8 protein-coding genes are annotated in these 15,265 nt (G+C 60.3%); 2 read left to right on the forward strand and 6 right to left on the reverse strand.

The window, feature by feature from the left end; all coding sequences use genetic code 11:
* Positions 1–6: 6 nt before the first annotated feature.
* Complete coding sequence (gene ppa / locus AC1RO5_RS11140) at positions 7–534, forward strand: inorganic diphosphatase (protein WP_007933577.1); 528 nt, start codon at positions 7–9, stop codon at positions 532–534.
* 229 nt (positions 535–763) lie between these two features.
* Positions 764–1,510: a S24 family peptidase gene (locus AC1RO5_RS11145; protein ID WP_493174903.1), complete on the forward strand. Its 747-nt coding sequence runs from the start codon at positions 764–766 to the stop codon at positions 1,508–1,510.
* Between the two features lie 561 nt (positions 1,511–2,071).
* On the opposite strand, the gene AC1RO5_RS11150 is transcribed toward AC1RO5_RS11145, so the two are convergent.
* From AC1RO5_RS11150 to AC1RO5_RS11175, 6 genes are read right to left on the reverse strand one after another with little or no spacing between them, the layout of a single operon-like run.
* A complete protein-coding gene (locus AC1RO5_RS11150) occupies positions 2,072–2,629 on the reverse strand; it encodes an RBBP9/YdeN family alpha/beta hydrolase (protein WP_493174904.1) in 558 nt (185 codons plus the stop codon).
* Between the two features lie 22 nt (positions 2,630–2,651).
* The gene (locus AC1RO5_RS11155) at positions 2,652–2,978 is read right to left on the reverse strand and encodes an AzlD domain-containing protein (protein ID WP_493174905.1); all 327 of its coding nucleotides are present in this window, start codon (positions 2,976–2,978) and stop codon (positions 2,652–2,654) included.
* A 1-nt stretch (position 2,979) separates the two neighbouring features.
* Positions 2,980–3,765: an AzlC family ABC transporter permease gene (locus AC1RO5_RS11160; protein ID WP_493174906.1), complete on the reverse strand. Its 786-nt coding sequence runs from the start codon at positions 3,763–3,765 to the stop codon at positions 2,980–2,982.
* 9 nt (positions 3,766–3,774) lie between these two features.
* Positions 3,775–8,844, reverse strand: a complete 5,070-nt coding sequence (locus AC1RO5_RS11165) for an amino acid adenylation domain-containing protein (RefSeq protein ID WP_493174907.1) — start codon at positions 8,842–8,844, stop codon at positions 3,775–3,777.
* A 16-nt stretch (positions 8,845–8,860) separates the two neighbouring features.
* Positions 8,861–12,508 (reverse strand): amino acid adenylation domain-containing protein, encoded by a 3,648-nt coding sequence (locus AC1RO5_RS11170; protein WP_493174908.1) that lies wholly within the window; start codon positions 12,506–12,508, stop codon positions 8,861–8,863.
* Positions 12,508–15,255 carry an amino acid adenylation domain-containing protein gene (locus AC1RO5_RS11175; protein WP_493174909.1) on the reverse strand — a complete coding sequence of 916 codons (2,748 nt, stop codon included), beginning with the start codon at positions 15,253–15,255 and terminating at the stop codon, positions 12,508–12,510. The genes AC1RO5_RS11170 and AC1RO5_RS11175 overlap by 1 nt, the downstream gene beginning before the upstream one ends.
* Between the last annotated feature and the right edge of the window lie 10 nt (positions 15,256–15,265).

The following is a 15,265-nucleotide window of genomic DNA, read 5'->3' on the forward strand; positions in this document are numbered from 1 at the left end:
CGCCCAATGAGCTACAGCAAGATTCCGGCTGGCAAAGACCTGCCGAACGACATCTACGTCGCGATCGAGATCCCGGCCAACCACGCGCCGATCAAATACGAAATCGACAAAGACAGCGACTGCCTGTTCGTTGACCGTTTCATGGCCACCCCAATGTTCTACCCGGCCAACTACGGTTACATCCCGAACACCCTGGCTGACGACGGTGATCCCCTCGACGTGCTGGTCGTGACTCCTTACCCGGTTGCTCCAGGTTCGGTGATCCGTGCGCGTCCAGTCGGCATCCTGAACATGACCGACGACGGCGGCGGCGATGCCAAAGTCATCGCAGTCCCACACGACAAGCTGTCCCAGCTGTACGTGGACGTGAAGGAATACACCGACCTGCCAGCCCTGCTGATCCAGCAGATCGAGCACTTCTTCGCGAACTACAAAGACCTCGAAAAAGGCAAATGGGTGAAAATCGAAGGCTGGGACGGCGCAGACGCCGCCCGCGCCGCGATCACCAAGTCGGTCGCTGCCTACAAAGGCTGAGAAGCAACGGTTAGTTTCTAGCCTCACGCTTCAAGGAAAACCCCGGTTGATCCGGGGTTTTTTTGTGCCTGCCTGGAACGCTTTTAACAATGAGTTTTGAGCATTTCGGCCTGGGTGTTTGCCTGTTTATTTTTTACGAAAAGCGTCTTACATCCGGTCTTAAATTTCCCTCGAAATTTGAACGGGTCGTTTATTCAAACCCCCATCCTGCGCCCGTAGACTCGTGTTTATGAAAAAGAACACTAGCGGCCCACGGTTTAGAGCGCTCCTCGAAGCAGCCAACATCACAACGACAGGATTTGCCGCTTTCTTCGACACGGAAGCGCAAAACATCCATAACTGGTACACCCGTGGTGTGCCCGCTTATCGCATGGAAGAAGTCTCCCGACTTCTGTCTGTAAACAGTGACTGGCTGAAAACCGGCGAAGGCCCGAAAGAGTCCTCGCGCCTGCGTGTGCTCGACGAGTCCGGCAACACCTTCGACGCCCAGGCCATCCGTGGCATCTACACGGTGATCGAGCCCATCGACGTCGAACTGCCCTTCTTCAAAGAAACCACCACCGTCCCAGGCTCCAATAAAACCCACGTCGTCGAGGACAAAGGTCAATCCATCCGCCTGCCCCACAGCCACCTCGACTCCCTGGAAATCAAACATGCCAATGCCATCTGCACCCATATGATCGGTAACAGCATGGCCGAAAAGATTGAAGACGGTTCAACCCTAGCCATTGATCGCGGGCTTACGCAGATTATCGATGGCGAGATCTATGCGATCGAGCATGACGGAATGTTGCGGATCAAATACCTGCACCGGATGCCGGGAAATGCGCTGCGGCTGCGCAGTCACAACCGTACTGAGTATCCGGATGAGATCTTCAGTGCCGAGCAGATCGACAAGCAGAACATCAGGGTATTGGGGTGGGTGTTCTGGTGGTCCACGCTCAACAAACGCAGACCATCCATACCGTTCCTGTAAATACGAAGCCCTGTAGCAGCAGCCTTCGGCAGCTGCTACGCCTCAGCGCTATCGCTCTACCCCGCACGCCAAGCTGGGAATTCTTCAAAAAAATCAGTATGCTGCGCCCCACATTTGCGCATCGACCCTTTTAAGGCTCAGATCGCACCGACAAGGCAGATCACTTTCTCGCCAAGTCCCACAGCCGGACGCAAGATCCGGGTGTACGTTTTGAAGGCTGGCGCGGTTTACCAAAAATAAACCAAGCCAGTCCCCGAGAAGCCGGCCACAAGCCGGCTTTTTAATTGTCTGAAATAATCCTGTTCCGTCCAAAAATCTACCTGATAACCTAGCTATTCCGGGGATTACAGCTACTTCCCTGTCCAATGGTGTTCGATCAAGCTCCACCTCATCCGACGATGAAGTGGGGGGACAGCGGACACCTGGCGATCAAGAACGATTAAGGTGAATCCGGAACAAATCGAGAATCTGACCGGATTCGTTTGCTACCACGAGCGGCAAAGTCTGTGGCGCCTACTGCGAGCTTTGGTGCCCCCACTGATATAGCCTGACCCGCGAAGGCTACTTAAGCTGAAACTGCGGGTCGCCCGTCAGTTTGAACATTAACTCAACGCCTTCGGGCCAGGGTCCATATCCGGTTTGGCCATTGATATGGCCGGCATTTTCCACCCAGACCAATTCACTGCCCCAAGCCTGGGAGAAGGCCCTGGCTCGGTCTTGGGTAACGTACGGGTCGTCCGTACTCGCCACCATGATCGTCGGAAAAGGCAGGCGTTGCATCAACATCGGCACAAAACCGCTGGTACCAAGTGGATAGGTATCCGCTTCAGTATCACTCGGAGCCACCAACAGTGCACCACGCACCTTGCCCGCTTTGGGATACTGCTGCGCCCAGCGAGTAATTAGCGTACAAGCCAGGCTGTGGGCCACCAGCACGACTTCCCCATCAGTTGCCGCTATTTCCTCATTCAGGCGCGTAACCCAATCCTCAGCGACTGGCGTTTCCCAGTCCCGCTGCTCAACCCTGCACAAGCCAGAAAACTGCCGCTCCCACTGTGACTGCCAGTGTGTTTCACCCGAATTGAACAGGCCCGGCAAAATCAAAACCCTGACTGTCATCTTCCTTCTCCTTCAAAACCATTCATACGCCACCAAAGAACCATTGGGCTGCAAAAAACACCAGCACACCGATGAAACTCGACAACAACATACGCCGAGTCAGGAAAAACAGCAGAAATACCGCCACGGCCCCCAGCAAATAGGGGTTTTCCAGGCTGGTGTTGATGGTTGTCCCGGTGGGCACCAGCATCGCCGGCACCACCAGCGCTGCCAGCACCGCCGGGGGCACCGCGCCCAGCACGGTCTTGGCCAGCGGTGGCAGCTCTCGTTGCCCCCAGAGCACCAAGGGCAGATAACGCGGCAGGAAGGTGCAAAGGCCCAAGCCGAAAATCAGGATCCAGGTACTCATTTCACACCTCCTTGGCGCGACGTTTTTCCAGCACTTCACACAGCACGCCCATCGCCGCGCCCGCCACGGTGGCAACCAGCAACCCCAGGTTGTAAGGCAGCCCCACAAACAGCAGCGCGATCACCCCGGCACAGCTGACGATGGCCCAGACCTTCCAGTTGACCAGCGTGGAAGCCAGCATGGCGACAAACACCGCGATCATCGGGAAATCCAACCCGTGTTGAATCAGGTCGGGCAACGAGGCACCGATGGCAATGCCGATCACGGTCGCCACCATCCAGTTCAAATACATGGCCAGGGAAGCGCCACAGTAGAACCATTGCCAGCCGGCATACGCGTCCTGCTTTTTCTTGAAGCGGTCAAGCATCACGAAAAACACCGCGTCGATCATGCCGAAGGCCAACACCGCCCGCCAACGCTGCGACAGGTAGCGGGTGCTTGAACGCAGCACCGTGCTGTAGATCAACAACCGCAGGCTGAGCACCAGGCCGGTCAACAGCAACACCGACGCCGCCGCATCCTGTTGCAGCAACTTGATGGCAATAAATTGCACGGTTCCGGAGTTCAACACCATGGCCAGTGCCAGGGTCTTGGCTTCACCCAGGCCGCTGGTCATGCCGAAGGCACCGCCCAGCAGGCCCATGGGAAACGCCGAGACCAGGAACGGCGTCATGGCTCTCGCCCCGGCAATCAACTCCTCTCGCCGGTTGGGTGCGGGGATGGCATCAAGATCGGCGGATGAAACCGCGACCGCCGCGTCCTGCACAAAAGACTCTTTGTTGGTCATGTCGATTCCTTATGGATTAGTACGCGGGGTGCTTGCCTGGATCGCACCGTTGATCACGGCAGCAACCTCCTCCGGGCGGGTCCGGCAGAAGTAATGCCCACCGTTCTCGATGACGTGCAGGGAAACGTCCTGGCTGAACAGGCCCCAGCGTTGATAGCGCTCTGCATAGTCCGGGGTCATGCTGTCATCGCGAGTCACCACCACCGTGAGCGGCGCAGCCAGGGTGTGGGCGCTCCACGCTTGCTCGGCATCCGCCAAGTAGAGATTGGCCACCGTGGCGTCGTGACGAAAGGCACGGATCAAGGTTGTCGACTGCTGCTCACTCATCTGCGCCAATTCCTGATAGCCGGTCTCGCCCACCATCCAGTTCAGCACCTGTTCATGGGAGAGCGCCTGAGTCTGGGCCGTGCGCTGGCGAGTCACCTCGGCGCTGTCCAGCAGCTTGCCACCGACGAATACCCGGCTGATGTGCTGGCCCTGCCCTTCGAGGATTCGAGCGGTTTCCAACATCAGCGCCGCCCCTACGCAATGTCCCCAGAACAGCAATGGCACGGACGGCGACGTTTGCTCGATGGCCCGGGCGATGCGTTGCGCCGCCTCACGCACATCCAGCAGCGGCTCGTCGGCACGGGTGATGTCGTGCCCCGGAAGCTCGACAGCGAAGATAGAACGCTCGCGGCCGTCCGCCGCCAGGGTCTGCCCCAGATCGCGGAAGTTGATGGCGTTGCCTCCCGCATAAGGGAAGCACACCACCGCGACGCTGGCATCGCTGCACGGCGGCGTCAGGCGCTGCAGCAGGCTCTGGGTATTTCCCGCCCCCTCATCAATGGCCTCGGCCAGGGGCTTGAGGGTGGAATGGCGCATCAGGTTGGGAATGGAGATCAGGCCGTCGGACACCAGGGCCACACGGATCGCGGCCAGCGAGGTGCCTCCCAGTTCAAAGAAGTTGTCCTCGACCATGATGCTCTCCACCGGCACGCCGAGGACTTCTGCCCAGACCTGGGCAATACGCCGCTCGGTGGGCGAGCTCGGCGTCAGTGGCGCTACGCTCTGCCCGGTGATTGCAGGCTTGCTCGCCCGGGAGAAGGTCATGGCCTCAATGGCCCGGGCCTGGTTCAACAACTGCGCCTGTTCAGGACTCGGCAGCGGGATTGCGTCATGGCGGGCTTGCATGTCACGGGTCATCAACTCGAATGCCTGGCGGTAGTAACTGCCCATCTGTTCGATGTACTGCGCACTGAAGACATGGTCGTGGTAGTGCAAGCTGAGCCGGACATCGTCGGTGGAAAAATGCCGGGAGAATTCGGCCCGCAGGACAAACTCGGTTTCGGAGTTGGCGCGCACGTCCAGCAGGTCAAACTCCGGCAGGCTCTCCAGGTCCTTGAGCAGGTAGAAGTGGGTGTAGTTGAACGCGGTTTCAAACAGCGGTTGCTGAGTCCCCATGTCTTGCTTGATCCGGGCCATCGGGTAACGACGGTGCGGTAACAAGTCCGTTTCCGCGTTGTACACCTGCTGGATCAATTGCGCCCAGGAGCCCTTGGCAATCTTTACCCGCAGCGGCAGGGTATTGAGGAACAAGCCAATCGCCCGCGTCGCCCCATCCACTTCCGGGCGGCCGCTATGTTCATAGCCCACCAACACGTCGTCATCAGCCGCCAGCTCGCTCAGGACTTTCAAGTGCGCGGCCATCAGCACGGTTTTGACTGGCACATTCAGGGCGTCGGCCAGGGCGATGATGCGCTCCGACAGCAGGCTGTCGATCTTCACTTCATGGAACACCACCGACAGGCCCGAGGTGGGCACCTCCGGTTGCAAGCGCGGCAGTTGGGTAAACCGCGCGTTATCCATCAGGTTGTGCCAGAACTGGCGGTCGGCGTCGCTGGCCAGGGACTGCTGTTCCAGCCCCATGTAATTGCGCAGGTGGTTATCCACCAGCGGCTTGTCGTAGGCATTGCCCTTGAGCAGGCTGTAGTAGATTTCAAAAAGCTGCGTGTGCACCAGCGTAATGCTCCAGCCATCCAGGGCCGAGTTGTGCTGACTGAGGACATAGCGGTACAGATTGTCGCTCAGCACATGCACATGCAGGCGCACCAGGCCGGCGTTTTCCCAGACGAAACGGTGGGCCTTTTCGTCCTCGATCCATTGCTGATACCACTGCTCCTGCGCGCGCTCGTCCATGCCACGCAGGTCCGCCATGGTCAGCGGCAGCTCCACTTCCCGATTGACCATCTGAATGAACTGGTCAAACCCGGACAAGTGATAGCTGGTGCGGAAAATCGGATTGCGCTGCACCAGAATCCGCACGGCTTGTTCGAATACCGCCAGGTCAATCGCACTTTTGATCGTATAGCTAATGATGTCGTGATACTGCGCGGTGCCGAAACTGAGTTCGTTCTGGAAGATCAGCCCCGCCTGCAGCATAGACAACGGGTAGGCGTCTTCGGCGCTGTCCGGCAGGCGGTCGCGATCCGCCTGGGTCAGCAGCTCATAAGGCTCAAAGGTATGGCGAGCCTGCTCGCCGACACTGCCTGACGCCAGCCCTTCCACCAGCTTGACGATCGTAGGGCGGGCAAAGAAGTCTTGGAACGTGAAGTCCAGCCCTTGGGTACGCGCCCGGGCCAGGATGGTCACGAAGTGGATGGAGTCGCCCCCCAGCGCAAAGAAGTTGTGATGGACACCAATCGGCCGGACGCCCAGCACGTCCTCCCAGATCGTTACCAACAACGCCTCGGAGGCATTGCGCGGCGCCACATATTCAGTGTCGTCGGTTTTTGCCAGCAGCGGATCCGGCAAAGCCTTGCGATCAAGCTTGCCGCTTGGGGACAAGGCAAAGGCCTCAAGGACGGTCAAGTGCATCGGCACCATGTAGTCCGGCAGAAATTGTCCGAGGAAACTGCGCAGGTGCGTCAAGTCCAATGTCTGCGGTGCCTCGACGTAGCCGCACAGCGATTGGGTCTCACCGATCTGGCGAACGACGACCACTGCCTCGCGCACCTCGGGAAAGGCCCGCAGGCGGGTTTCGATTTCCCCCAGTTCGATGCGCAAGCCACGCAGCTTGACCTGGTTATCGATACGCCCCAGGTACTCTATTTCTCCGGTTGGTAGCCAGCGCGCCAGGTCGCCGGTGCGGTAGATGCGCGACTCACCGTCCATTGGCTGTTCGACAAAGCGTTCGCCAGTCAACGCTTCGCGCTGATGATAACCACGGGCCAGGCCGGCGCCGGCAATGCACAATTCGCCCGGTACGCCCACCGGCATAGCCTTGAGGTTGGCATCCAGAATGTGCAGGCGAGTGTTATCGATGGGTTTACCTATCGGCACCAAGTGGCTCAAGTCGCGCCCGCAGCAGTTGAAGTACGACACGTCCACAGTGGCTTCAGTCGGCCCGTACAAATTGATCAAGGCCGTTGAGTGAGTGTCGAACAGCAGCGTTTCAAACAGCCGCACCTGGTGCACCCCCAACGCTTCACCGCTGGCAAACACCTGGCGTAGGCTCGCCAACCTGGCGCCTGATTGAGTGCTTTGCACATAACCGAGGAAGGCGTTCAACATCGAAGGCACAAAATGCAGGGTTGAGACCCGATGGGCCTCGATTGCGCTGACCATCGCCTCAGGGTCACGCTCGGCGCCCGGCGCCAGCAGACAGACCGTCGCGCCCTCGATCATCCACCAGAACAGTTCCCATACCGACACATCGAAGGCAATGGGGGTCTTCTGCAAAATCACATCGCCAGGGCCGATGGGATAGGCGCGCTGCATCCAGGCCAGGCGATTGACCACCGAGTGGTGCTCCACCATGACGCCCTTGGGTTGCCCGGTGGAGCCGGAGGTGTAGATGACATAGGCCAGATTGCGCGAGTCGCCCACCACCGGCAGGGCCTGGTCGTCAGCGGCATACACGCTGGCATCATCCAGGTCGATGACCTGCTGGGTGCGCTCCTGGGAGGCACTCAACAAGTGCGTCTGCGCCAGAATCAGACGGGCGCCGCTGTCATTGAGCACATAGTCGATGCGTGACTGGGGGTAGTTCGGATCAATGGGCAAGTACGCCCCGCCAGCCTTGATGACCGCAAGAATCGCCACCAGCATTTCGTTGGAACGCTGGGCGACTACAGCCACTACCTGGTCACGGCACACGCCCCTGTCGGCCAGGGTACGGGCCAGTTGGTTGGAGCGCTTGTTTAACTCAGCAAACGTCATCTGCCCATGGTCCGAGACCACCGCGATGGCATCGGGGCGCAGGCTCACCTGACGGGCGAACAACGTTTCGATTCTCACGTTCTGGTCGTAGGCCTGCTCGGTCGCATTGACGGTGGCCAGGAAATCCACGTCACGGGGCGTCATCAGGTTCAGATCCGCCAGCGGCGCTTCAGGCGCTTGCAGGGCCTGGGCCAGGAGCTCCTCCAGGTGCATGGCCAGCCAGCGCAGCGTGGTCGCCTCATGCAGGCGTGCATCAAAATGAATAGTCAATTCGACCTGTTCAGCGGTGACGGTGAAGCTGAACAGCGTCGCGAGGTCCAGACGCTGCGCAAGGCTTGGTTTTTCTGGGTGGGCGATTTCCACGGCTACCTCGAAGAACGGGCTCTGGCCTTCGGTTTCAGGCAGCGAGAACTCTTCGGCAAACAGCTCGAGCGGGTAGTCACTGTGCTCTATGGCACCCAGTACCCGGCTGCGCACCTGATCCAGCAACTGCTTGAAGCTGGTAGCCGCCTCCAGACTGGCGTGCAGAGGGAAGGCCAGGTTTTGCGAAGCGGCCAGGCTGGCCTCAAAGCTGGCCGGCAGGCCAACCACAATCACCTCATGACGTGTGTAGACATGCAACAGCGCCATGACCGCCGACGTCAGCAGTACTTGTTGGCTGGCTTCATTGCCTCGGGTCACCTTGATGACATTGGCCGCGACATCAGGGCGTAACGAAAAGCTCAACGTACCCTGGCGTGGCTCACCACTTGCGGACTTGTCCACGGCAAAGCCGGTTTTACTCCAGTCCAGCTTGAACAGTTCGCGCCAGTAACTGGCTTGTTTCGGGCGCTGGGCAGCGGCGACCTTGAGTTGGCCAAGGGTTTCAATGGATTGCATGACAAGCTCCAGAATTTCAGAAACAGAAATCGATAGTGGGCAGTTCAACGGCCTGTTCGGCCGGCTCTGTGATCAACGAATCAAGGGTTTGCGAAGGGTCAGCCAACAACGCATCCAGCAACGCCAGATAGGTATCGCGAAAGCTGCCTATCGTCGGGGCAAGAAACAGATCGGTGCTGTACATCCAGGCGGCCGTGAGTTGCTGCGGCTGCTCGCTGATCTGCAAGTTGAGCTCAAAAATCGTGCTCTGCGTCGCCTCGGGTAACCAGCGGGGCTGGCCACCGAGAAAATCAATCGACTCAAGCTCAGTGTTTTGCAGGGCAAACAGGCTGTCGAACAGCGGGTTGCGGTTGGGCTCACGCACCACTGGCAACTCTTTCACCAGGCCATCAAACGGGTAGATCTGATGGTCGAAAGCCTGGTTGGCGTGTGCGGCAACGTCCTGGAGGTACTGGTCAAAACCCACGTGCCCCGGCAGTGCCAGACGCAGGCACACGGTGTTGACGAACATGCCTTGCAGCGCTTGGCTTTGCGCCAGGTTACGGCCTGAGACCGGCGTCCCGAGGGTCACGTCCCGGGCCATACTGACGCGCGCCAGAAACAGGCCGTAACCGGCCAGCAGTACCTGGAACAGGGTGACGTTTCGCTCCCGGGCCAGGGCCCGCAGCGCGGCGGTGCGCACGGTTCCCAGCTCAAAATTCAGCCTGCCGCCGGCGTTGGAACGCTTCGCCGTGCGTGGACGATCACACGGGATATCCAGCGGCCTGAAAGGCAAGCGATACACTTCGTGCCAATAAGCTCTGGCTTGCGCCAACAGCGGTGCTGCCGCCCCCTGGGAGATCCATTGGGCGTAGTCCTTGTAATGCAGCTGCGGCTCGGCGACCGGCACGCCGCCATAGGCCAGGGCCCATTGCCGGAACAGCATGGCCAGGGAAAAACCGTCGGTGATGAGGTGATGGATATCGAACACCAGCGCGGTACCGCCGCTGTGCCGCACCAACGCCGCTCGCCATAACGGCGCATGACTCAAGTGGAACGGGCGGACAAACTCCCCCAGAAATGCCTCGGCCGTGCCGGCATAATCATGGACATTCAGTTCGACCGGCACGTGCTCATGGACCCGCTGCCAGGTCGAGGCGTCTTGCTGCTGGAAATCCGTACGCAATATTTCGTGGCGTTGTACGAGCTCCTGCAAGGCACCCCGCAATTTCGTCACGTCCGGTGTTCCGGGGAGCGGCACCACCATCGGCAAATGATAGTGGGTAGCCCGATCGTCCTTCATTTGCTCGATGTAGACGCGGTGTTGTTGCGCTGAAACCGGATAGAGCGGTTGTTTGCCCGCAGCGCTCATTCCCTCGGCAAGCACCGCCGAACGCCCTTCTGCCGAATCCAGGTAAGCCGCGACCTGGGCAATGGTCGGGGTGGCCAGCAACTGCGCCACCGGGCAGCGCAAGCCCAAGGCGTGTTCGATGCGACCCGCCAATAGCGTCGCCGTCAACGAACTGGCCCCCAGCTCGTACAGGCTGGCATGGGTCCCCACTTGCGGCATGCCCAGCGCCTCAGCCCATAGCCGCACCAATGCCTGCTCGGTGTCACTCGATGGCGGCGTGGTATCAAGCCCGCCGCAGGTGAAATCAGCAGGCTCAGGCAGCGGCAGCGCCGAACGGTCGACCTTTCCATTGGTCGCCAGAGGCAAACTCGCGAGCCGGATAAAGGCCGCAGGTACCATGTGCCCTGCCAGCTTCTGCGCCAGCAAATGCCGCACACGGTCCATGGACCCAACGTCATCCAGCGTCACGTAGGCCACCAGCACACGCTCCTGGGTCACCGGCTGCTTGAGCACCACCACCAAGGCTTCACGAACATTTTCCAGCGCCAGCAATTGCTGTTCTATCTCACTGGTTTCCACCCGAAAACCACGGATTTTCACCTGATGGTCACGGCGTCCGAGAAACTCGATACGACCGTCTTCCCGCCAGCGCGCCATATCACCGGTGCGGTAGACTTGGCGCCCGCCAATGCCGGCGGCGGACTGAAACGCTGCCTGCGTCAGCTCTGGCTGATTCAGGTAACCCAGGCCCAGGCCGTCGCCGCCGACCCACAGCTCACCTTCGACACCGATCGGTACGGGGTAACCGAAGCGGTTGAGGATAAAGGCCGTCGAATTGGCGATAGGACGCCCGATGGTAATCGGCAGGCCATCGGCCTGCGTAACGGTGCAAGCCGTGGAGATCACCGTATTTTCAGTCGGTCCGTAGGCATTGATCAGGCGTAACGGCGTACAGGCGCGAAGCACCCGTTGAACGTGCAAGGGGGAAATGACGTCCCCGCCGACCACCAACTGGTGCAAGGGCTTGAACAACGCAGGATCCTGTTCAGCCAATTGGTTGAACAGCGATGTGGTGATCAGGGCGCAGGTGGTTTGATGGGTGGCGAGGAAGCCGCCCAGCGCCGTCGCATCGAGCAACACGTCGCGATCAACGATTTGCAGGCATCCACCGTTGAGCAGCGCGCCCCAGACTTCAAAGGTCGCCGCATCAAAACCGATGGCCCCCGCCTGCAGCATGCGGGTGTGCTGATCAAGGTCAACATAGTCAGGGTTGCAGACCAGGCGCATCACGCCCCTATGGGTCACGATCGCCCCCTTGGGCTGGCCTGTGGTGCCGGAGGTGTACATGACGTAAGCCCCGGTTGCGGCACGGTCAGGGGCCAAGGGCGCGGGATCCGCCGGCAGTTGGGAAGCAAGGTCACCGACCGTCATGATTCGGCCGGCAAACACCTCGCGCCCTTGCACCTGCCACGCGCCATCCACCAATAAATGCCCCGCGTCGCTGTCGCGCAGCAAGTAGTTGATACGGTCTTCGGGATAGTCCGGATCGATCGGCAGATACACACCGCCGACCTTGAGAATCGCCAGGGTCGCCACCACCATGGCGGGCGCGCGCGGCATCAGCAGCGCCACGATCTGGCCCGCGACAACACCCTCGGCCCGCAGGCGAGCGGCGAGCCCATTGGCCTGCTGCTCCAGTTGGTGATAGGTCAAGCTGTGAGTACGGTGCATGACCGCGCACCGCTCAGGAAACTGACCGGCAATCGTTGCAAAACGCTGCTCAATGGTCAGGCTTTGCGGATAGCGACGCCCGGTCTGGTTGAACCCGTCGAGCACCTGCGCAGCCTGCTCGGCCGGCAAAGCCTGCATCTCTCTCATGAGCCGGTCGGGCGCTTGCGCCAGCTGTCGATAGACATGCGCCAATTGATCGGCATAACGCCCGAAGGCCCGCGCATCCAGGGTCAGGTCGCTGCGCAGCCGCAGTTGCCCATCCGTCCGGGCCACCGTGATTTCCTGCCAGTTGCGAGGCACGTCGGCGCCGATGGAGGCGATGTATAGCGCAGTCGCGGGCACCGGGTCCAGGTGCCGTTCAACCTGACCCGCAAAGACCGAGAACGCATGGGACAGTTCGATTTCAAGTTCCAGGGCCAACGATGGTGCGTGCGGCGCGTGCCTTTCAAGCTTGATCAGGGACTGTTGGGTGTAGACCTGAATCAACCACGCCCATCCTGCCAGGAGCATGGCCGGGCTGAGGGTGGTTGCGCCAAGATCCGTCAGGTCCAGCGTTTGTTCGCGAACGTGGCTGTCATCAAGGGATACGTGGATATTCGTCATCACAGGCCTGCGCTCGACTGTTCAGCGCCAGAAGCGTGCAGGAACCCCACCAGGTTACGAACCGTCTGCTGAATGTAGATCTCGCGCATGGGAATCGAAGGCAGATGCTGCTCACGCAACATGGCATCGATGCGCACGGCATAGAGTGAGTTGCCCCCCAGCTCGAAGAAGTTGTCATCCAGGCCCACCGGCACGCCGAGTACGGCTTCCCAGATTGCCACCAGACCCTGGGTCACGGCGTCGCCGTCAGCCACAGCTTTTTTCACCGACTGGGGTGCCTGCACTTGCAACGTCGGTGCCGGCAAGGCCCGCACGTCCAGCTTGCCATTGGCCGTCAGTGGCAAGACGTCGAGCACGGTGAAGGTGGAAGGCAGCATGTAATCCGGCAAAAACTTGCCGGCATGCTGACGCACGTCCTGGACGCTGCCACCATTGAGCACCAGATAAGCATCCAGTCGCGCCGAAGCGGCATCCCCGGCCTTGCCTTGATTGAGCACCACCGCGGCCGCGACCACCGCATTGACCTGCAACAACACCGAGCGAATCTCATCCAGCTCGATACGAAAGCCCCGCAGTTTGACCTGGCTGTCCAGACGGCCAAGATGTTCCAGCCGGCCATCGGGGCGCAGGCGTCCCTTGTCGCCGCTGCGATAGAGCCGTCCCGTGTCACCGGGCCCACTGATAAAACGCTCGGCGGTCAATTGCGGCTGATTAAGGTACTCCAGGGCAACCCCGGCACCGGCGACACAGATCTCGCCGCTGATCCCTGGCGGCAGCAATTGACCCGCTTCATCCATGATATAGACGTGCCAGCCATCCACCGGCCGCCCCACCGAACGCGTGGCTTTGAGGGCCTCTCGACGGGTAATGGTCTGTGCCGTGACATGCACGGTGGTTTCAGTGATGCCAAACATGTTGACCATCCGGCACGCGGATTCGGGGTGACGGTCGAACCAGCGCACCAGCATCCCGGCGTCCAGGGGCTCACCGCCAAACACGACCAGGCGCAATGCCAAGGGCTCGCCACTGTGCTCGTCGGCCTCGATCAACTGGGAAAATGCCGAAGGCGTCTGGTTCAGCACGCTGACCCGCTCACGCACCAGCAGTTCGTGAAACTCCCGGGCCGACCTGGACACCCAATACGGAACCACCACCAGATGCCCACCGGTCAGCAAGCAACCCCACATTTCCCAGACCGAGAAATCAAACGCACTGGAGTGGAACAGCGTCCAGGTATCGGACGCGGACAATTTGAAATCCTCCTGCGTACCGGCCAGCAGGCTCATCAGGTTGCAATGGCGAACCACCACACCTTTAGGCTTACCGGTGGAACCTGAGGTGTAAATGACATAGGCCGGCGCTTGCGAGTCGCTGGTAATCGCCGGCGCAACCGGCGGGTAGTCGACGCAGCGCTCGATAATGACCTGGGGAGAAAGCAACCGGACCGGGATCGGGAACTCCGACAGGGTGCTGACGACCAGGCTGATGCGGGCATTTTCGACGGTATAACCCAGCCGTTCGGCAGGGTACGCCGGGTCGAGCGGCACATAAATGGCGCCGGCCTTGAGCACCGCCAGCAGCATCACCACCAGTTCCAGGGAACGCTCCAGGCACACGCCGACCAAGTCCCCCTGTGCGACCCCTTCGGCGCGCAATACGTGGGCCCACTGGCTACTCTGCTGGTCCAGCGCTTGATAGCTCAGCTTCTGACCTTCGAACGAAAGCGCCAGGGCATGGGGATGAGAACGGGCTTGTTCGGCAAACAGTTGATCAATGCGCTGGAGCGGATCCGCACCCTGCACCGTACGGCCCAGTGCCCCGACCTCCAGGGCGTGACTGTCACTGAGCAAGTGCAGGTTTTTCACACTGTGGTGCGGGTTCAGGAGCAATTGCTGATGAACGAAAACCAGTGACTGGGCAAAGTGCCGGATGACCTCGCCATCAAACGAGCGGCAATGGTAGGAACATTCGAGATAGGCCTGGCCTTCAGCGTCCCGATCACGCAGAAACAGCAGCGAATACAGGCGGCTCAACGATGACTGATAGTCACTGAAGGGGATCAGGTCCGCCTGATGATCGCGGACAATCATGGCGGCTACAAAGGATTTGAGCGGGCCCGAAGGGGCATCCTCCAGACGAGACAGGCGAGCGCCGATGTCTTCCAGCAACCCCGCGCACAGGCTCTGTGGCTCAGGCGTTATCGGCACATGCACCAGTCGCTCGCAGGCGCCCATTGCATAAGGCGGGCGCTGGCTGTCCATCACCAGCGTCGCGACCTCACAAGGTTCCATGTCACTGTATTTACCCAAGGTCACCGCCAATGCCGCCATCCAACTGGCAGTGCTGCCCATTTCGTCCGGCGCCAATGCCAGTCGGAAACGTTTGAGCCGCGGCGCCTGGTCAAGCTCGCCAAGCGCCCATTCCGGCGCGGGAAAACGCTCATCCTCCTGGCTCTCTTCATCGGGCAGGCAGGTGCCCGCCCCGGGCTCACCGACCAACTGAAGCGCCAGCTCGCTACCACTCAGCAAGGCATCCCCCAGCAGCATCAACGAGCGCAAATCCAGTTGGCTGCGACGCCCGATGAGGATCAAGTCGCACACGCCATCTTCGTACTCAAGCAACACCGCCCGCAGCGCAGCCGGGCTCAAGGGCGAAAGTGGCTTGCGCAGTTGTGCGCGGGAGCGGCGTACCGCGATGGCATCCCCTGACTGACCGGCAACGGTTTCATGCCAGAGGATGGCAGGCACAGGCACAGCG

It is taken from the genome of Pseudomonas sp. GW822-FHT02G04 (assembly GCF_058802085.1).

Bases quoted from the DNA above. Each gene is read 5' to 3' on its own strand.
- AC1RO5_RS11145 (WP_493174903.1), top strand. From the start codon at position 764: ATGAAAAAGAACACTAGCGGCCCACGGTTTAGAGCGCTCCTCGAAGCA.
- AC1RO5_RS11170 (WP_493174908.1), bottom strand. From the start codon at position 12,508: ATGACGAATATCCACGTATCCCTTGATGACAGCCACGTTCGCGAACAA.
- AC1RO5_RS11150 (WP_493174904.1), bottom strand. From the start codon at position 2,629: ATGACAGTCAGGGTTTTGATTTTGCCGGGCCTGTTCAATTCGGGTGAA.
- ppa (WP_007933577.1), top strand. From the start codon at position 7: ATGAGCTACAGCAAGATTCCGGCTGGCAAAGACCTGCCGAACGACATC.
- AC1RO5_RS11155 (WP_493174905.1), bottom strand. From the start codon at position 2,978: ATGAGTACCTGGATCCTGATTTTCGGCTTGGGCCTTTGCACCTTCCTG.
- AC1RO5_RS11165 (WP_493174907.1), bottom strand. From the start codon at position 8,844: ATGCAATCCATTGAAACCCTTGGCCAACTCAAGGTCGCCGCTGCCCAG.
- AC1RO5_RS11160 (WP_493174906.1), bottom strand. From the start codon at position 3,765: ATGACCAACAAAGAGTCTTTTGTGCAGGACGCGGCGGTCGCGGTTTCA.